General features: G+C 68.9%; 15 protein-coding genes and 2 tRNA genes. 8 read left to right on the forward strand and 9 right to left on the reverse strand.

All coding sequences use genetic code 11. The features are described 5' to 3' along the window. Window positions 1–72: 72 nt before the first annotated feature. Entirely contained in the window at window positions 73–396 is a 324-nt protein-coding gene (locus OG609_RS13475; protein WP_114246542.1) for a DMT family transporter, read from the forward strand. Between the two features lie 53 nt (window positions 397–449). Here OG609_RS13475 and OG609_RS13480 read toward each other — a convergent pair whose 3' ends face one another. Next, window positions 450–1,067: a TetR/AcrR family transcriptional regulator gene (locus OG609_RS13480; protein WP_327273027.1), complete on the reverse strand. Its 618-nt coding sequence runs from the start codon at window positions 1,065–1,067 to the stop codon at window positions 450–452. Between the two features lie 119 nt (window positions 1,068–1,186). Here OG609_RS13480 and hisN point away from each other — a divergent pair, with 119 nt between their 5' ends. Both hisN and OG609_RS13490 read left to right on the forward strand, forming a co-directional pair. Continuing rightward, window positions 1,187–1,987, forward strand: a complete 801-nt coding sequence (gene hisN / locus OG609_RS13485; protein WP_327273028.1) for a histidinol-phosphatase — start codon at window positions 1,187–1,189, stop codon at window positions 1,985–1,987. 164 nt (window positions 1,988–2,151) lie between these two features. Next, window positions 2,152–2,556: a CBS domain-containing protein gene (locus OG609_RS13490; protein ID WP_327273029.1), complete on the forward strand. Its 405-nt coding sequence runs from the start codon at window positions 2,152–2,154 to the stop codon at window positions 2,554–2,556. 73 nt (window positions 2,557–2,629) lie between these two features. On the opposite strand, the gene OG609_RS13495 is transcribed toward OG609_RS13490, so the two are convergent. After that, on the reverse strand, window positions 2,630–4,081 hold the full coding sequence (locus tag OG609_RS13495; RefSeq protein ID WP_327273030.1) for a catalase: 1,452 nt from the start codon (window positions 4,079–4,081) through the stop codon (window positions 2,630–2,632). A 161-nt stretch (window positions 4,082–4,242) separates the two neighbouring features. On the opposite strand from OG609_RS13495, the gene OG609_RS13500 reads away from it, so the two are divergent. From OG609_RS13500 to OG609_RS13515, 4 genes are all read left to right on the forward strand, one after another. Continuing rightward, window positions 4,243–4,662 carry a Fur family transcriptional regulator gene (locus tag OG609_RS13500; RefSeq protein ID WP_327273031.1) on the forward strand — a complete coding sequence of 140 codons (420 nt, stop codon included), beginning with the start codon at window positions 4,243–4,245 and terminating at the stop codon, window positions 4,660–4,662. A 197-nt stretch (window positions 4,663–4,859) separates the two neighbouring features. Next, on the forward strand, window positions 4,860–5,669 hold the full coding sequence (locus OG609_RS13505) for an ABC transporter ATP-binding protein (protein WP_327273032.1): 810 nt from the start codon (window positions 4,860–4,862) through the stop codon (window positions 5,667–5,669). Beyond that, window positions 5,666–6,535, forward strand: coding sequence for an ABC transporter permease (locus OG609_RS13510; protein ID WP_327273033.1), 870 nt, complete (start codon window positions 5,666–5,668; stop codon window positions 6,533–6,535). Before OG609_RS13505 ends, OG609_RS13510 begins: the two co-directional genes overlap by 4 nt. 32 nt (window positions 6,536–6,567) lie before the next feature. Then, a complete protein-coding gene (locus OG609_RS13515; RefSeq protein WP_327273034.1) occupies window positions 6,568–7,710 on the forward strand; it encodes an ABC transporter substrate-binding protein in 1,143 nt (380 codons plus the stop codon). A 63-nt stretch (window positions 7,711–7,773) separates the two neighbouring features. Here the strand turns inward: OG609_RS13515 and OG609_RS13520 are convergent. The 4 genes from OG609_RS13520 to OG609_RS13535 form a co-directional block, all read right to left on the reverse strand. Next, window positions 7,774–7,847 (reverse strand) — tRNA-Met (locus OG609_RS13520). An 80-nt stretch (window positions 7,848–7,927) separates the two neighbouring features. After that, on the reverse strand, window positions 7,928–10,069 hold the full coding sequence (locus OG609_RS13525; protein ID WP_442817963.1) for a tetratricopeptide repeat protein: 2,142 nt from the start codon (window positions 10,067–10,069) through the stop codon (window positions 7,928–7,930). Between the two features lie 213 nt (window positions 10,070–10,282). Beyond that, a tRNA-Met gene (locus tag OG609_RS13530) sits at window positions 10,283–10,356 on the reverse strand. A gap of 52 nt (window positions 10,357–10,408) precedes the next feature. After that, window positions 10,409–13,339, reverse strand: a complete 2,931-nt coding sequence (locus OG609_RS13535; protein WP_327278038.1) for a UPF0182 family membrane protein — start codon at window positions 13,337–13,339, stop codon at window positions 10,409–10,411. A 128-nt stretch (window positions 13,340–13,467) separates the two neighbouring features. Here OG609_RS13535 and OG609_RS13540 point away from each other — a divergent pair, with 128 nt between their 5' ends. Then, a complete protein-coding gene (locus OG609_RS13540) occupies window positions 13,468–14,037 on the forward strand; it encodes a PPA1309 family protein (protein WP_266358114.1) in 570 nt (189 codons plus the stop codon). A gap of 30 nt (window positions 14,038–14,067) precedes the next feature. Here OG609_RS13540 and OG609_RS13545 read toward each other — a convergent pair whose 3' ends face one another. The 3 genes from OG609_RS13545 to OG609_RS13555 all read right to left on the reverse strand — a co-directional run bounded on the left by OG609_RS13545 (window position 14,068) and on the right by OG609_RS13555 (window position 17,312). Then, window positions 14,068–15,156, reverse strand: coding sequence for a YlbL family protein (locus OG609_RS13545; protein ID WP_327273036.1), 1,089 nt, complete (start codon window positions 15,154–15,156; stop codon window positions 14,068–14,070). 451 nt (window positions 15,157–15,607) lie between these two features. After that, a complete protein-coding gene (locus OG609_RS13550) occupies window positions 15,608–16,069 on the reverse strand; it encodes a molybdenum cofactor biosynthesis protein MoaE (RefSeq protein ID WP_266358117.1) in 462 nt (153 codons plus the stop codon). Between the two features lie 100 nt (window positions 16,070–16,169). Next, window positions 16,170–17,312 carry an SDR family oxidoreductase gene (locus OG609_RS13555; RefSeq protein ID WP_327273037.1) on the reverse strand — a complete coding sequence of 381 codons (1,143 nt, stop codon included), beginning with the start codon at window positions 17,310–17,312 and terminating at the stop codon, window positions 16,170–16,172. Between the last annotated feature and the right edge of the window lie 83 nt (window positions 17,313–17,395).

The raw sequence follows: 17,395 nt of genomic DNA on the forward strand, positions 1-17,395 counted from the left end.
TCCGCTGCCGCAGGTAAGTGCATAATCACGCCCAGCGAGGCAAGGGGGTCACCGAGTGGGAGGGCACTGACGATGGCGTGGCTGCTGGTCGTGGTCGCAGGACTTCTGGAGACCGGTTTCGCTGTCTGTCTGAAACTCTCGCACGGTTTCACCCGGCTCTGGCCGACCGTCGCGTTCTGCGTCTTCGCCCTCGGCAGCTTCGGTCTGCTGACGCTGTCGCTGAAGAAACTCGACGTGGGGCCCGCCTACGCCGTATGGACGGGCATCGGCGCGGCGGGCACCGCGATCTACGGCATGGTCTTCCTCGACGACGTGGTCTCCACCCTCAAGCTGGTCTCGATCTCGCTGGTGATCGTCGGAGTGATCGGACTGCAGCTCTCGGGCTCGTCCCACTGACCGTAGGGCCCGACGGCTCCCGGCCCGCCTGCTCCGCCTCGCGCACCCGGCGCTCACCCGGTCGGTCGCCACTCCACCACCTCTCGCACCAGCGGCGTCGGCTCCCCCTCCGTCCCCGGGGGAGCCGGCACCAGCGCGTAACTCAGTGCGAGCCTCAGTGCGATCTCGCAGGTAGCGGCCAGTACCTCCGGGTCGTGCGGTGGCCGTCCCTCGTCGAGGGCAGCCACCGCTCGCGCTCCGACCTGGCCGAGCAACTCGGCGGGCGTCGGCGTCCCGGCGTCGGCACGCCGCTGCGCGGGCACGAGCGATGCGGTCGGCGCCGCAGGGTGTACGGGACGGGGTAATCGCTCACCCCAGCAGCCCGTGAGCAACCCTCTGACCAGGGCATTCGCTTGAACGGCGCGGACGGTCCAGGCAGCGGTGGCCGCCAGCCTGTCCCCCGTACCGCCTGCTGATCCCAGCGCCCGGTCGACTCCGGCCAGATAGCCGTCGGCGGCGCTCCGGACCAGGGCGCGGGCCAGGCCGTCCTTGCTGCCGAACTCGTTGTAGAGGGTCTGCCGGGAGACTCCGGCGGCGGACGCGACATCGACCATGCGCACCGCCGACCAGGGCAGGCCGGCCAATGCCGAGAGGGCGGCGTCCAGCAATGCGTCTCGCGCTGTGGGCATCATCGCCTCCCGCGCCAAGGGCTGTGCGTCCCAGAGTTGACGCGCTTGCGGGGACTGTCAATGGTTTCGAGCGGCCGCGGGGTCCTGTAGCTCTGTTCACCTGCGGTCGATACTGTGACGACATGCCCGATTACCACGATGATCTGCGCCTCGCCCATGTGCTGGCGGACGCCGCCGACGCGGCGACGATGGACCGGTTCAAGGCTCTGGATCTCAAGGTCGAGACCAAGCCGGACATGACGCCGGTGAGCGAGGCCGACAAGGCCGCCGAGGAACTGATCCGCGGCCACCTCCATCGGGCGCGCCCGCGCGATGCGATTCTGGGCGAGGAGTACGGAATCGAGGGCACCGGCCCGCGGCGCTGGGTCGTCGACCCGATCGACGGCACCAAGAACTATGTACGCGGCGTGCCGGTCTGGGCGACGCTGATCTCCCTGATGGAGGCCGGTGAGAACGGGTTCCAGCCGGTGGTCGGCGTGGTATCGGCCCCCGCGCTGAACCGACGCTGGTGGGCGGCGAAGGGTGCGGGGGCGTTCTCCGGCCGCAGTCTGACGTCCGCGACCCGGCTGCATGTGTCGAAGGTGGAGCGGATCGCGGACGCCTCGTTCGCGTACGCGTCGCTGAGCGGCTGGGAGGAGCAGGGCCGGCTCGACGGGTTCATGGATCTGACCAGGGCCTGCTGGCGCACTCGCGGGTACGGGGATTTCTGGCCGTACATGATGGTCGCCGAGGGATCGGTCGACATCTGCGCGGAGCCGGAGCTCTCGCTCTGGGACATGGCCGCCAACGCGATCATCGTCCAGGAGGCCGGCGGGAAGTTCACCAGCCTGGACGGAGTGTCCGGCCCCGGCGGCGGCAACGCGGCGGCCTCGAACGGACTGCTCCACCACGAACTCCTGGGCTATCTGAACCAGCGCTACTGATCCGGATCACGCCCCCGAGGGGCGTCGCGCACCACCGCGCGCCCCTCGGATGATCTCGTCCCCCCTTGTTCCGGTCACGCATCGGTGCAACTCTGAGAGTCCCCCCGCTTGTGAACTTGTGAACCGGCTCACGCAGTCGCTTCACGAAGGAGGTGGCTCTCTTCATGCTCGTCCGTGACGCCATGAGTACGCTGGTCCTCACCATCGGACCGACCCATACGCTCCGCCAGGCCGCCCGGCTGATGTCGGTCCGCCGCATCGGAGCCGCAGTCGTCCTCGACCGGGACACCAGCGGGCTCGGCATTCTCACCGAGCGCGACATCCTCAACGCGATCGGCTCCGGCCAGAACCCCGACGTCGAAACCGCCGCCACCCACACCACCACCGATGTGGTCTTCGCCGCGCCCACCTGGACCCTGGAAGAGGCCGCGGAGGCCATGACGCACGGCGGTTTCCGCCATCTGATCGTGCTGGACGGCCACGGGCCCGTCGGCATCGTCTCGGTCCGCGACATCCTGCGTTGCTGGGCGCCCACCAGGCGCCGCCACCACGCGGAACTCGTCGGCTGAGCCCCCATGACGACCGGTGGGCCGGCCCCCTCCGAAGAGGGAACCGGCCCACCGTCGACGACAGGCGTCCTTATCAGCCGCGCAGGGCCTGGACCGCGGCCTCCAGACGCTTGCCGAAGTCGCCGTCCGCCTGGCGGAAGTTGTTGATCGCGCGCTCGGCGATGTCATCGCGCGACACCTTGGCGATGAACCCGGCGAGGTTGTCGATCAGCCGGGCCTTCTCGTCCTCGGAGAAGAGCCGGTAGAGGTTTCCGGCCTGCACGAAGTCGTTGTCCTCGGCATGGCTCGGGGCCTCGTGCGTGCCGATCTCGCCCGTGACCGAGGTGGGCTCCCACAGGGGCCGGTCCGTCTGGACCGGGCCACCGAAGCTGTTCGGCTCGTAGTTCTTCGCGCCCTTGTGGCGGCCGTCGTACAGGTAGCCGTCACGGCTGTTGGTGCGCGCCTCGGTGGCGTGCGGGCGGTTCACCGGCAGGTGGTCGGCGTTGATGCCGACGCGGTAGCGGTGGGCGTCGCCGTACGCGAAGAGACGGCCCTGGAGCATCTTGTCGGGGGACGGACCGATGCCCGGCACGAAGTGGGCGGGGCTGAAGATCGACTGTTCGGTCTCCGCGAAGATGTTCTCCGGGTTGCGATTGAGCTCCAGCTTGCCGATCTCGATCGGCGGGTAGTCCTCGTGCGGCCACACCTTGGTGAGGTCGAACGGGTTGAAGCGGTACGTGGCCGCCTCGGACGCGGGCATGATCTGGACCTGCACCGTCCAGGACGGGAAGTCGCCGCGCTCGATCGCCTCGCGCAGATCGCGCTGGTGGCTGTCCGGGTCCTCGCCGGCGAGCTTGTTGGCCTCGGCCTGGGTGAGGTTCTTGATGCCCTGGTCGGTCTTGAAGTGGTACTTGACCCAGAAGACCTCACCGGCCTCGTTGTTCCACTGGTACGTGTGCGAGCCGTACCCGTTCATGTGACGCAGCGTGGCCGGGATGCCGCGGTCACCGAAGAGCCAGGTCACCTGGTGGGTGGACTCGGGCGACAGCCCCCAGAAGTCCCAGACGTTGTCCGCCTCCTGCGAGCCGGTGTACGGGTCGCGCTTCTGGGTGTGGATGAAGTCCGGGAACTTGATGGCGTCCTTGATGAAGAACACCGGGGTGTTGTTGCCGACGAGGTCGTAGTTGCCCTCTTCGGTGTAGAACTTCAGCGCGAAACCACGGGGGTCGCGCACCGCGTCGGCGGAGCCGAGGTTGCCCGCGACGGTGGAGAAGCGCAGGAACGTCTCGGTCTGCTTGCCGACCTCGGAGAGGAACTTCGCACGCGTCCACTGCGAGACGTCGCGGGTCAGCGTGAAGGTGCCGTACGCACCGGCGCCGCGGGCGTGCACGATGCGCTCCGGAATGCGCTCACGGTTGAAGTGCGCGAGCTTCTCCAGCAGCGACTGGTCCTGCACCAGGACCGGACCGCCGACGCCTGCGGTCTGACTGTTCTGGTTGTCGGCGACCGGCGCGCCGGCCTCCGTGGTGAGCGGTCCCTGCGTCACGTGCGCCTCCTGCGTCGTTCCTGCACATTCGTCATGTCCTGCACAGCCTGTCCCTTGGCGTATGCCGATCCCGATCCTACAATGGACATTGTCCAAGTCAAGTGAACATCCAAATTCACACTCGTTCGGGACCCGGTCCCCCCACTGTTAGGCTTGTTCCCATGAGTGACCTGTTGGAACGACTTCGCGGACGCGGCTGGCGCATGACTGCGCAGCGGCGCGTCGTGGCCGAGGTCCTCGACGGGGACCATGTGCACCTGACGGCTGACGAGGTCCACGCACGGGCCGTCGCCAAGCTGCCCGAGATCTCCCGCGCCACCGTCTACAACACCCTGGGCGAGATGGTGACGCTCGGCGAGGTCATCGAGGTCTCCACGGATCGCCGAGCCAAGCGGTACGACCCGAACGCACACCGCCCCCACCACCACCTCGTCTGCGCGAGCTGCGGCACCATCCGCGACGTGCACCCGGCGGGCGATCCGCTGGCGGACCTGCCGAGCGACGAGCGGTTCGGTTTCACGGTCTCCAATGTCGAGGTGACCTATCGCGGCATCTGCCCGAACTGCGCCTCGACGACCTGAGTCCTGCCGCGGAAGGCCCCGGTGCGAGCATCACGCGCACCGGGGCCTTCCGCATGAACACTCGCAGGGAATGACGCTCGCCCCCGCCCCAGCACGCGCGCACCCCCTTCCCGAATCTGACGGGTAGTCATATCGTCTGCGGCGATCACGTCCGCCCCGCGGCGGATCCGCACCTCGATACGCGCGAGGAGAGACCCGTGGGAGATCCGCACCCGACCCCACCCACAACCGCAGCCACCAGCCCCAAACTCCGCGCCGACGCGCTCACCCGCTCGTTCGGGCGCGGTGCCAAGGTCCTGTCCGCCCTCGGCCCGCTCGATCTCTCGATCGCACCGGGCGAGTTCACCTGCATCGTCGGCCCGTCCGGCTGCGGCAAGTCCACACTGCTCAGGATCGCCGCCGGACTGCTCCGCCCCAGCTCCGGCGAACTGTCCATCCGTACGACCTCACCCCGTCCGGCGGCGATGATCTTCCAGGACTACGGGATCTACGACTGGAAGACCGTGCTCGCCAATGTCCGGTTCGGTCTCGACATCCAGCGCATACCGCGCAAGGAGGCCGACGCCAGGGCACGCGACTGGCTGGCCCGAATGGGGCTCTCCGACTTCGCGGGGGCGTATCCGGCCGCCCTCTCCGGCGGGATGCGGCAACGCGTCGCGATCGCCCGCGCCCTCGCCGTCGAACCCGAGATGCTGCTGATGGACGAGCCGTTCGCGGCGCTCGACGCCCAGCTGCGCACGATCCTCCAGGACGAGTTGCTCGACCTCACCCAGACCACCCGCACCACCACCCTCTTCATCACCCACAGCCTCGAAGAGGCGATCGTGCTCGGGGACAGGGTGCTGGTGATGTCCGCCAGACCGGGGCGGATCATCGCCGAGCGCCGCCCTCCGTTCGGCCGGCCGCGCACCGGCGGGGTCCGGTCGGCACCCGAGTTCACGGCGCTGAAGAGCGAGTTGTGGGAACTTCTGCGCGGCGAGGTGCGCAGGGAGGCGGTCTCGGCATGACCACCACCGTGAACGCCACGAAGCCCGACGACGGCGTCCTGATCCGCAGGCCGGGCCCGCAGGAGCTGCATCCGGTACGCACCCACCGCAGGCGCCGCGTCCTGGAACTCACGCTCGCCGTCGCCGTACCGCTGCTCCTCGTGCTGCTCTGGCAACTGGCCGCGGCACAGTCGTGGATCGACGACCGGGTCTACCCCGCCCCCTCCACCATCCTGGCGGACGGCTGGGACCGGGCGGGCGCCGGTGAACTGTGGCCGGATGTGTGGGCCACGCTCAAGCGGGTCCTCGGCGGCTACGCGATCGGCACCGTCGCGGGATACGCGCTCGGCCTGCTGATGGGCTCGCTCTCACTCGTACGGGCGGCGCTGGAGCCGTTGCTCGATGCCCTGTACGTCGTGCCGAAGCTGGCCCTGCTGCCGGTCTTCCTCAATATGTTCGGCCTCGGTGAAGGACCGCAGATCGCCCTGGTCGCCGCGACCGTCTTCTTCTTCGTCTGGATCTCCACCATGGCGGCCGTGCTCGCCGTCCCGGTCGGCCACCGTGATGCCGGTCAGGTCTTCGGCGCCTCGCCCTGGCAGATGTTCCGCCATGTGCTGCTGCCCGCGTCGCTGCCCGCGGTCCTGGTCGGCGCACGGATCGCGGCAGGGGTGGCCGTGCTCGTCATCGTCGCCTCCGAACAGATCGCCGCGGCCGACGGTCTCGGCCATCTGATCTTCGACTCCCGAGCGCTGTTCCAGAACGACGTGATGTTCGTCGGCATCGTGTGTGTGGCGGTCCTCGGTGTCGTCTTCTCCGAAGTGGTGCGGATCGCCGGGCGGCTGCTCACACCATGGGCCCCGCGCGACCGCGGCCGCAGCCAGTCCTGAACGGCTCCCCATGTTCTTCGTACGGAGGCACTGTGCGTACACATACCCCCTTCACCTGCACCGTCGTGCTCGTCACGGCATCCCTGCTCGGCGCGGCCGGCTGCGCCGGGAACGGCTCCGCCGACGACAGCGCCGCCACCGCGCCGCGCACCGTCAAGCCCGTCGCGGGCTGTGGCGCCGGCAGTTGGACCGACCCGGCCGACCTCGCCCCCGATCGGAAACCGGCCCGCTGTGACAAGGGCACCCCGGCGGCCCGGCCCGTGGCGAAGAAGCGGAAGATCACCGTTGCCACCGGCACCCTGAGCGCGGAGTACGTAGCCCCGCTCCAGGTCGCGGTGGCGAAGGGCGAGTTCGCGAAAGAGGGGCTGGACGTCGAACTGAAGGTGCTGCCCACCCCGGACGCCCTGCCGCTGCTCGCCAAGGGCGATGTGGACGCCCAGTGGGCGGCTCCCGAGGCAGCAGTGATGAACGGCATCAACGCCGGCTTCGACATCAAGTGGGTAGCAGGGAACTTCTCCCCCGATCCCACCTCCAAGAGCGGCCTGTGGGTGCGTCTCAAGGACGGCGAGAGCGCCGATCACGTCGACATGGCAGGCCGGAAGATGGGCACGATGATCGGAAAGGGCTCGGTCATCGCGTACCCGATGGACACCTCCCTGAAGAAGCACGGCGGCGGCCTCGACAAGATCAGCTTCCAGCAGCTCGGTTCCGCGGATGTGCTGACCGCCCTGCAGAACGGCGGTGTGGACTCGGCCTGGCTGCTCGACCCGATCTGGCGCAAGGTGGACGGCGACAAGAAGTACGCGTTCCTGGGCGGCCAGCCCGTCGGTGAACCGCTCGGCGGCCTGCTCTTCGGCCCGACGCTGCTGAACAAGGACCCGGACGCGGGCGTCGCCTTCCTCCGCGCCTACATCCGGACGGTGAACACCTATTTCGCCGGCGACTACAAGTCCGATCCCGCCTTCGTCGCCGAGCTGGCGAAGCTGATGAAGACCGACGAGGCCACGTTGCGGTCGACCCCGTCGATGCGCATGGACTGGGAGATACGGAAGGGCACGACGGACCGGCTGCAGAAGGCATACGCCGATTCGGGCGTCTCGAAGGGCACCCCGGTGCCGGAGACGAAGGCCGTAGACCGGGCGATGTACTCGGAGGCTGTGGGCCACAAGCTCTGACTCGCACGCAGGGGTATGCACAGAAGGCCGGATCCTCTAAAGGATCCGGCCTTCTGCCTTCAGTAGCGGGGACAGGATTTGAACCTGCGACCTCTGGGTTATGAGCCCAGCGAGCTACCGAGCTGCTCCACCCCGCGTCGTTGAATCCAACAGTACGTGACGCCCTGGACCAGCGCAAATCCGTTTCTGCGGGCCGTGCGGGGGCCGCCGCGCAGCGCTACGCGGTCAACTCCTGATGCAGCGCCTCGCGCAGCCGGGCAGCCCGCTCGGCGACCTCCGCCGGGCCCAGTTCGACCGCCCGTGCGCACCAGCGCTGCCCCTCGGTGAGCTCCCCGCGGCGGGCGGCCAGCAGGGCGAGGCGCAGGGCCGCGCGACCGTGCCCGTCGTTCGCGGCACGGCTCCACCACAGCGCGGCCTCGCGCTCGCTGCCCTCGCGGGCCAGCAGCAGTCCGAGGTTGAAGGCGCCGTTGCGGCTGCCCGACTCGGCGGCCTCGCGGTACCAGCGGGCCGCGCTGTCCACGTCGCCACGGGCCGCCGCGAGCATCCCGACACGCACCTGGGCGCGGCGGTGCCCCTGCTCGGCAGCCCGCTCGTACCACTCCTCGCACTCGGTCTTCTCCGGCATCGGCTCGCCGAGCGCGGGAGGTCCGGGCGGCGGCTGCCGCGAGTCCAGCACCCCGGCCAGCCGAAAGGCGGCCTCGGCGCTGCCACCGCCCGCCGCGCAGCGCAGATGGCGCTCGGCCGCCTGCTCCTCGCCGTGGTGCAGCAGGGCCATGCCGACCTGGAGTGCGGCCTCGGTGTGGCCTGCCGCGGCGGCCCGCTCGTACCAGACCAGTGCCGTACGGTCCTCGTCGCGTCCGGCGTACAGGATGCCCAGGTTGAAGGCCGCATCGACGCTGCCCGCCTCGGCCGCCTTGGAGAACCAGGGCTCGGCACCGGTCGCATCGCCCGCCTGGAGCAGGAGTACGGCCAGTGCATTGGCGGCCTCGCGGTGGCCCGCGTACGCGGCGCGGCGGTACCACTGCTCGGCCTGCGGCGTACGGTCCTGGGCCGCGCAGAGCAGCCCCAGGTTGTAGGCCCCGTTGACGTCGCCCGCGTCCATGGCTGCGCGGTACCAGCGCTCGGCGGTCTGCTGCTCGCCACGGGCGGCGTGCAGGGCACCCAGGGCGTTGGCGGCGTTCCCGTCGCCGTCCTGGGCGGCGCGCAGCCACCACACGGCGGCGCTCTCCTCGTCGCCCGCGTCGCGCAGCAGGAATCCGAGCGCGCAGGCGGCCCGCGCCTCGCCGGCCTTCGCGGAGATGAGGTACCAGCGGCCGGCCTCCTTGGGCTCGCCGCGCTGTTCGAGGATGGCGCCGAGGTGCAGGGCGGCACGCCTGTGGCCACGCGCGGCGGCCTGCCGGTACCACTGCTCGGCCTCGCCCACGCGCCCGGTCGCCGGACCGGCCACGGGGCCGTCGTCCGAGCGCACCGCGGAACGGGTGGCAGCACCCGGACGACCGGCTGCGCCCGCGCCGGGTCCGGGACCCAGGCCCGGGCGGCCGAAGGCGTCGTGCGGGTCGTCGGCGGCGTTGCGGTCCAGCATGCGCGCGAGGCGGTACGCGGCCTCCCGGTGCCCCTGCTCGGCGGCGGCGCGCAGCCAGCGCTCGGCTCCGACGTCACTGCGGTGTTCCAGCAGGTCGGCGAGGGCGTACGCACCCAGGGCATGGCCCTGCTCGGCGGACTGCCGCAGCCAGTACTCGGCGCCGGGCTCGTCGCCCCGCTCGCGGTAGTGGCGACCGAGGGCATGCGCGGCGGCGGCGGAACCCGCGACGGCTGCGATACGCCACCAGCCGGCCGCGTCGTCGGTGTATCCGCGCTGATGGAGAAGGACGCCCAGGTTGTTGGCCGCGGCCCGGTCGCCGTCGGCGGTGGCCGCACGCAGGTACGGCTCGGCAGCGTCCAGATCGCCGCGGCGCAGCAGCAGGGCGCCGAGGACGCTCATCGACGTGGTGTCCCCGGCATCGGCGGCGCGACGGTGACGCGCCTCACTCTCGGCGCTCTCCGGGCTCTCCCGGGTCTCGGGGCTCTCCGGGGTCCCGGGATTCTCTGCAGCCTCAATGGCCCCGGCGCTCCCGGCGCTCCCGGCGACCCCGGTGCTCCCCGTGCTCTCTGCACTCTCGACGGTCGCGGCACACCCCACAGTCTCGGCGGTCTCGGTCGTCCCGATGATCTCAGTGGTTTCAGTGGCTTCAGTGGTCTCGCTGTTCTCCGCGGCAGCAACACCAAAAGCCGCATTCATCACGCTATCCGACCGATGAACGCGACGCTGCACAAACCGCCCTGTCTCCAACAGAGTTGCCCTGTCCCCCATAAATACCATCGTCGCACCACCTACAACCCGCGTACACCTGGTATATCGCGGCCAGTGAGGTCACTTCAGCGTTTTGTCGACATGCCCACAGAGAGATAAGTCAAACACGTCCGGGCTCAACTCGTGCCCCGCGAACCGCACTTCACACCCATCGCACAAGAAAGTCGCCGTGGCACGACGAAGGCCCGGATCCTCGAAAGGATCCGGGCCTTCGTCCATCAGTAGCGGGGACAGGATTTGAACCTGCGACCTCTGGGTTATGAGCCCAGCGAGCTACCGAGCTGCTCCACCCCGCGTCGTTGTGTTCAAACAGTACCACGACGCGGGGGTGAGCCTTTACCGAGTTGCTCAGCCACCACTGCCGGCATCGGACGCTTTATCCGCACTATCCGAATTGCCCGCATTATTGGCACTGCCCGACTTGGGCTGGGCGGCCGCCGCACGCTGCAACGCGTCCTGCAGATCCGCCTGGGCCTTGCCGTAGGCGCTCCAGTCCTGCTTCTTCAGGGCTGCCTCGCCTTCCGCGTAGGCCTTCTGCGCATCCGCGATCGCCTTCTTCAGCGCCGCGTCACCGGTGGCCGGTGGCTGCGTGGTGCCGGGTGGCCGGGTGGTCTCCGCAGGCGGCTCGGTGGTGCCGGAGCCCGTCACCCCGAAGACCGCGTTGAGCGCCTCCCCGAGGCTGTTCTCGAAGACGGTCTTCGACCCGTAGGAGGCGGCGACCTTGCGCAGCAGCGGATAGTTCTGCGTGCCACCGCGCGTATACACCGGCTCGATGTAGAGGAAGCCTCCTTCGAGCGGCACAGTCAGCAGGTTGCCGTACTCGATGTCGGAGTCGGTTCCCTTGAGGTTTCTCACGAACTCGGCGACATCGTCGTTACCGTTGAGCTCACTCTGTACCTGACCGGGGCCCTTCACCGTGGTGGTGACTCTCAACAGCCTTATCGTGCCGTAGTCCTTGCTGGCCGCATCCGCGTCCACCGCCATGAACGCCCCGAGGTCGGGTCGTCCCTTCGGGGTGAACGTCGTCGTCAGCGAGAACTTCTGGGCCGTCTGGTCCGGCATCTTTATGCTCAGGTAGTACGGCGGGACGGCACCGGACTCCTTGTTGGTCGGATCGTCCGGAACCTGCCAGGCGTCACTGCCGCTGTAGAACTGGGCGGGGTTGGTGACGTGGTAGCGGGTGAGCAGCTCGCGCTGCACCTTGAACAGGTCCTGCGGGTAGCGCAGGTGGTCCATCAGGTCCTTGGGGATGTCGGACCGCGGCTCCACAGTCCCCGGGAATGCCTTGCGCCAGGTCTTGAGGACCGGGTCCTCGGTGTCCCACTCGTAGAGCTTGACCTTGCCGTCGTACGCGTCGACGGTGGCCTTCACCGAGTTGCGGATGTAGTTGACCTGGTTCTGCTGGGCGACGACCGCACGCTGGTTGGTGGTCAGCGAGTCGGCCGTGGTGTCACCGAGCGTCGTACGCGAGGCGTACGGGTACCCGTTGGTGGTGGTGTACGCGTCGACGACCCACTGGATGCGGCCGTTCACCACGGCCGGGTAGGCGTCGCCGTCGATGGTCAGCCACGGGGCGACCGCCTCGACGCGCTCCTTGGGCGTGCGGTTGTAGAGAATCCGCGAGCCCTCGCCGATGGCCCCCGAGTAGAGGATCTGCGGCTCACTGAACGCCACGGCGTACGCGGCGCGGTTGAAGGCGTTGGAGAGACTGACCCCGCTGTTGCCCTGGTAGCTGGTGGTCTTCTCGCCGTCCTCCTCGTAGTCGAGCTCCTTCTGGGGCCCGCCGACGATGGAGTACTGCTCGGTCTTCTCGCCGTAGTAGATCTGCTGCTCGTACTTGCCGAGCTCACCCGTGGTCGGCAGACCGGACTCGGTGAAGTCCGGGGAACCCTTCGGGTTCTTGCCGGTCGTCGTGCCCCGGGCCGCGATGGCGCCGTAGCCGTGGGTGTAGGTGAAGTGGTCGTTGATCCAGTTGCGCTTGGGGATGCCGTCGAGGTTGAGCTCACGCAGACCGATGACCGTGTCCTGGTCCTTGCCGGCGGCGTCCTTGTAGCGGTCCACGTCCAACGTCTTGGGGAACTGGTAGTAGTTCCTCTTCTGCTGGAGCTGCTGGAAGGCCGGGGAGACGACGTTGGGGTCCATCACCCGGTAACTGGCGGCATCGTCCGCGCCGGCGCGCAGCTTGGCGTCGTCGTTCGTCGTGCTCTTGCCCGAGTAGTCGTTGACCTGAGCGTTGTCGATGTCGTACGCGTCACGCGTCGCTTCGATGTTCTTCCGGATGAACGGCGCTTCCTTGGCCTGCTCGTTCGGCTGGACCTGGAACTTCTGCACGATCGCCGGGTACAGCCCGCCGATCAGGATCGCAGAGAGCACCATCAGACCGAAGCCGATCATCGGGAGCTGCCAGGTGCGGCGCCAGAGCGTGGCGAAGAAAAGCACGGCGCAGATCGCGGCGATGCAGAACAGGATGGTTTTCGCCGGAAGGTAGGCGTTGGCGTCGACGTACCGCAGGCCCGTCCAGTTGTCCGTCGCCTTGAAGTCGCTGGACTTCACGGCCAGGCCGTACCGGTCGAGCCAGTACGCCACGGCCTTCAGCGAGACGAAGACACCGAGCAGCACCGACAGATGGCCGGTGGCCGCGCCGGTCGCCCGCGCGCCGGGGCTGGTGATGCGGAGGCCGCCGTACAGATAGTGGGTCAGCGCGGCGGCGATCAGCGAGAGCACCGTGGCCGCGAAGCCGAAGCCCAGCAGGAAGCGGTACCAGGGCAGGTCGAAGGCGTAGAAGGACACATCCAGATGGAACTGGGGGTCCTTCTGGTTGAACGCCACGCCGTTCACATACATCAGCCAGGTGCGCCACTGACCGGAGGCGGATGCTCCGGCGATCAGTCCGACGAGCGCGGTGATCGCGAGCAGCACCCACTTCTTGTACGGGGCGAGGCTCATCCGGTAGCGGTCCAGGCTCTGCTGCTCCAGCGACATCGCGCTCAGCGGCGGCCGGAGCCGGTGCGCGAGCCAGATGTTCAGGCCGACGGCGATCGCCATCAGCAGTCCGAAGACGAGGAACAGCCCGATCTTGGTCCACAGGGTGGTGGTGAAGACGGACGAATACGCGACCGACCGGTACCAGAGCCAGTCCGTCCAGAACCCGGCGAACATGACGAACGCCATGGCGAGAACCGCCAGGACGCCCAGTGTCATGAGCAGGGTACGGGCGCGCCGGGACGGGCGGCCGACTCTGATCCGTGGCCCGGTCGGGCCTCCGCCGCGGTCCGGCATCTGGAAAGCCAACGTGCGCACCTCGAAGTTCGCGGGTCGTGTGAAGCGGGCCCAGCGATCGTAGAGCCCACCTATGCAACTTACTGAGGCTTTACCTAGTTCCCGTTTCCGGGGCGGAAGGAGGCAGGATGTTGGCCATGCCCAACGTTTCCCCCTCAGGCCCTCCGATGGCCGCGAGCCCCCTCACCGTCGCCGTGCTCGAGATCGACGAGTACATCTCCGGCCTCGGCTGGGACCAGCCGGCCCGGCTGTTCGCTCTCGTCGACACCGCCCGGCTGCGGACCCAGGAGCCGGGCCTCGCCGCCCAGCTCGGTCTCGACAGCTCCGATTCCCCGACCGCCTCACTCACCCCCATCGAGCAGGAGGAGCTTCCGCCGGGCACCGCCCTGGACGAGTTCCTCGCCACGATCGCCTGGCCCGACGCGGTGATCGGATGCGCGATGACGGTGGAGCGGCTGATGCTGCCGCCGTCCGCCGAGGCCTCCGTGCCGGAGGGGCTCAGCGATGCCCAGCTGACCAAGTGGGTCGCCAAGCACCCGGAGCGCCAGGAGGTGCGGATGACGGTGGCCGTCCTTCGGGACGGTACGCGCGAGTCGGCCGTACGGCTCCGCGAGAAGGACTCCCCGAGCGAGGTGCGGACCGGCGCCGGACTGGTGCCCGGGCTGGCCGACGCCCTGGCAGCGACCTTCGAGGCCTGACCCCGCCGCGTCCCCGCCGAGCGGACACGGTCAGCCTGCCGAGCAGCTCGGCAGGTCGGCCGTGTCCCCCGCCCGGATCTTCTCCAGCGACTTCTTCGCGTCGTCGATCGTCTTCACCTTCACCAGCGTGAGTCCGCTCGGGGTGTCTGAGGCTGCGGCCTTGCAGTTGTCGTTCGGCGTCAGGAAGTACCGGGCGCCGGCGTCGCGCGCGCCGACCAGCTTCATGTTGATGCCACCGATCGGGCCGACCTTGCCCTTGTCGTCGATCGTGCCGGTACCCGCGATGAACTTGCCGCCGGTCAGCTGCCCGGGCGTGAGCTTGTCGACGATGCCCAGGGAGAACATCAGACCTGCGCTCGGGCCGCCGACATCGGCGAGCTTGATGTCGATCCGGAACGGGAACGTGTGGTCCGTCCCGGCCTGGATGCCGACGATCGCACGGTTCTCCTTGGGAGCCTTCGCGGTGGTGATGACGATCTTCCGGCTGCCCTCGGGCTCCTTGCCTGCTTTCTCGGCCGCCTGCGCCGTCTTCGCCGGGATGACCGTGAACGTGACGTCCTCGCCGGGCTTGTGGCGGGTGACGAGCTTCGCGACGTCCTCGGGCTGCTTCACCGCACTGCCGTCGACCTGCTTGATCACATCGCCGGCGTGCAGCTTGCCCTGGGCGGGGCTGCCCTTGATGACCGTGGAGACCACGACGCGCGACGACACCGGGATGCCCAGCTCGGTCAGTGCGGCGACCTTGGCGCTCTCCTGGGACTGGCTGAACTCCTCGGCGTTCTCCTGCGTCGACTGCTGCTCGGTCTTGCCGTCGGGGTAGAGCGTGTCGTGCGGAACGACCACGCTGTCGTGGGCCAGCCAGCCGTAGACGGCCTCGACGAGGTTCATGTTGTAGTCGGCGCCGGTGACCCTGACCGTCGTCATGTTGAGGTTGCCGGACGTCGGGTACGTCTTGTGTCCGGAAATCTGCAGGACCGGTTCGCCTTCGACCTTGCCGAGGGTGTTCACGGTCGGGCCCGGAGACATCTCCGAATACGGCACGGGAATCAGCACGCCTGCGCAGAGCAGCGCGATGAGGATCAGCGTGGAGGCGAGCATCGTCGCGGTGCGGCGTGGCATGGAACGACAGTACGGGAAGGGTCTGTCAGTGCACCGTCGGGGCCGGTCCGGACGGGGCGTGGAGCCCGGCGTGGCACCGTACCGGAGGGCGTCGGCAGCCGGCACCGCTGTGCGGATTGGCGACTGCGTACGTTCGACGGAGGAATGGAGGATCAGACAACATCGGAACCGGAGTGCGATTTCTCCATCGCCTCACGGAACCGGGCGTACCCGGCGAGTTCTGAGACATCACCGGCCGTGCGATTACGGGTGGCCCAGCTTCCCCATATCGCAGCACCGAGTGCAGCGAAAAGCGGAATCAGCAACCAAGCGAGTGCTGCCATTACGACCTCCCTACCCCATGAGCGACCGCAACTGACCGATCAGCAGATTAACCATCTGCAGGACCAACGCTCACGGCAGGGGTGCGGTTACGCAAATCGGGGCGGCCGACCACCCGATCGGCTTGCGCTCAGCAGGCGCCCACCCACTCCTCGGTGCCGTCCGAAAAGCGCTGGTGCTTCCAGATCGGAACCTCGTGCTTGAGGTCGTCGATCAACTTGCGGCACGCCTCGAACGCCTCGGCGCGGTGGGGGCAGGAGACGGCGACGACTACAGCGAGGTCGCCCACTCGGAGGTCGCCCACCCGATGGACGGCGGCCAGCGCCCGGACCGGGAATTCCGCGACGACCTTCTCGGCCACCCGGCGCAATTCGTCCTGAGCCGAGGGGTGGCAGGAGTACCCGAGTGCACCGACGTCCTGACCGCCGTCGTGGTTGCGCACCGTACCGACGAAGAGCGCCGTGCCGCCCGCGGCGTCGTCCCCGACCGCCCGGAAGATCTCGTCGACCGACAACGGCGTGTCGCGAATCGCCAGCAGCCGGATGGGGTCGCTTGCCGCCTGCTCGCCGGGGTGGTCGTGGGTGGAAGCCATGGGGCCCATGGTGCCGTACCGCGCCGACATCGTGGAATAGCGTCTTCCACCGGAGGACCGCCTCTGACCTTGGAGCCTTCTACGGACGGACCGCAGCCGCCTAGATCCGGCGGCGGGCCTTGCGGGCGCGGCGGACCAGGGCGGCGGTGCCGAGCAGCGCCACGGTCGCACCGGCGGCACCTGCCGCGGTGGCGTCCTTGCGGCCGAGTCGGCGTCCGGCGACGGTGTGCCGGCCCTCGACCTCTTCGAGGAGCGCGGCGAGCACCTCCTCGTTGGTCCAGCTCGGGCGCCAGCCCACGTCGTGCAGCCGGCTCACGCTGACCACCCAGGGGTGCATCGTGTACGCCAGATCGCCCGCCGGGGACGGGGTGAGGCCGATCCGGTGCAGCCGGGCGGCGGCGCCGAGTGCCACGGCGGAGGGCAGTTCCATCCGGCGGACGCCGCTGAGCTCCTCGACCTCCTCCTGTTCGAGCCAGCCGTCGCAGCCGACCGCGAACTCGCCGTCGATCTTCTCCAGCGCGGCGTACTCCAGGGCCGTGACCAGGTCGTCGACGTGGCAGAACTGCCAGGTGGGGCGTGATCCGGCGACGACCAGGAGGCGCGGCGACTCGAAGTAGCGGGTCAGGGCGGTGTCCGTACCGCCGACCAGGACGGTGGGGCGGACCACGGTGACATTGAGGCCGGGGTGGGCACGGGGTGCGCGCCGCCCGAGCCGTTCGATCTCCAGGAGGTCGCCGACGCCGGTGGCCTCCGCCGTGGCACGCAGTTCGGCGTCCTCGGCGAGAGGGATGTCGTTGTCGGGCAGCGCCCCGTAGACCATCGCCGAGGTGCACAGCACGACCCGGTGGACCCCGACGGCCGCGGCGGCCGTCAGCACGGTCTGGGTGCCGCGCACGTTGTAGGCGGTGCGGGCGGCGGGGTCGGTCTCCAGGTCGAGATCGAGTGCCAGATGCACGACGACATCTGCGCCACGCAGCTTCTCCGCGATGGCGGGATCCCGTACGTCGAGGATGTGCCAGGTCACCTCGGTGACTTCTCCTCGGCGTTCGTCGATGGCGATGACCTGCTTGATCTCCTCGGACGCCGCGAGGCGTGCGAGGAGCAGCTCACCGACGCCCCCCGCGGCTCCGGTGACCGCGACGACGGGGCCACGGTTCCTGGAGCGGCTCTTTGCGAGCTTGTTCTCGGTCGCGGGGTCGGACAGGTTTCGCGCTGCGCGAACCTGAGGATCTGGGGAACTCACCGGGCGTCTCCAGCGGTTGTCTTCAGTACGTACCCGAATGACGCGTACGTACCAGGTGGCGTCCATCCTGCCGCAGGCCGGGA

Origin of the sequence: Streptomyces sp. NBC_01224, from assembly GCF_036002945.1 — a bacterium.
Taxonomy (GTDB): domain Bacteria; phylum Actinomycetota; class Actinomycetes; order Streptomycetales; family Streptomycetaceae; genus Streptomyces.

Excerpts from the sequence above, each read along its gene's own strand:
- OG609_RS13475 (WP_114246542.1), top strand. The coding sequence starts at position 73 with ATGGCGTGGCTGCTGGTCGTGGTCGCAGGACTTCTGGAGACCGGTTTC.
- OG609_RS13480 (WP_327273027.1), bottom strand. The coding sequence starts at position 1,067 with ATGATGCCCACAGCGCGAGACGCATTGCTGGACGCCGCCCTCTCGGCA.
- hisN (WP_327273028.1), top strand. The coding sequence starts at position 1,187 with ATGCCCGATTACCACGATGATCTGCGCCTCGCCCATGTGCTGGCGGAC.
- OG609_RS13490 (WP_327273029.1), top strand. The coding sequence starts at position 2,152 with ATGCTCGTCCGTGACGCCATGAGTACGCTGGTCCTCACCATCGGACCG.
- OG609_RS13500 (WP_327273031.1), top strand. The coding sequence starts at position 4,243 with ATGAGTGACCTGTTGGAACGACTTCGCGGACGCGGCTGGCGCATGACT.
- OG609_RS13510 (WP_327273033.1), top strand. The coding sequence starts at position 5,666 with ATGACCACCACCGTGAACGCCACGAAGCCCGACGACGGCGTCCTGATC.
- OG609_RS13525 (WP_442817963.1), bottom strand. The coding sequence starts at position 10,069 with ATGGTATTTATGGGGGACAGGGCAACTCTGTTGGAGACAGGGCGGTTT.
- OG609_RS13535 (WP_327278038.1), bottom strand. The coding sequence starts at position 13,339 with ATGCCGGACCGCGGCGGAGGCCCGACCGGGCCACGGATCAGAGTCGGC.
- OG609_RS13540 (WP_266358114.1), top strand. The coding sequence starts at position 13,468 with ATGTTGGCCATGCCCAACGTTTCCCCCTCAGGCCCTCCGATGGCCGCG.
- OG609_RS13545 (WP_327273036.1), bottom strand. The coding sequence starts at position 15,156 with ATGCCACGCCGCACCGCGACGATGCTCGCCTCCACGCTGATCCTCATC.
- OG609_RS13550 (WP_266358117.1), bottom strand. The coding sequence starts at position 16,069 with ATGGCTTCCACCCACGACCACCCCGGCGAGCAGGCGGCAAGCGACCCC.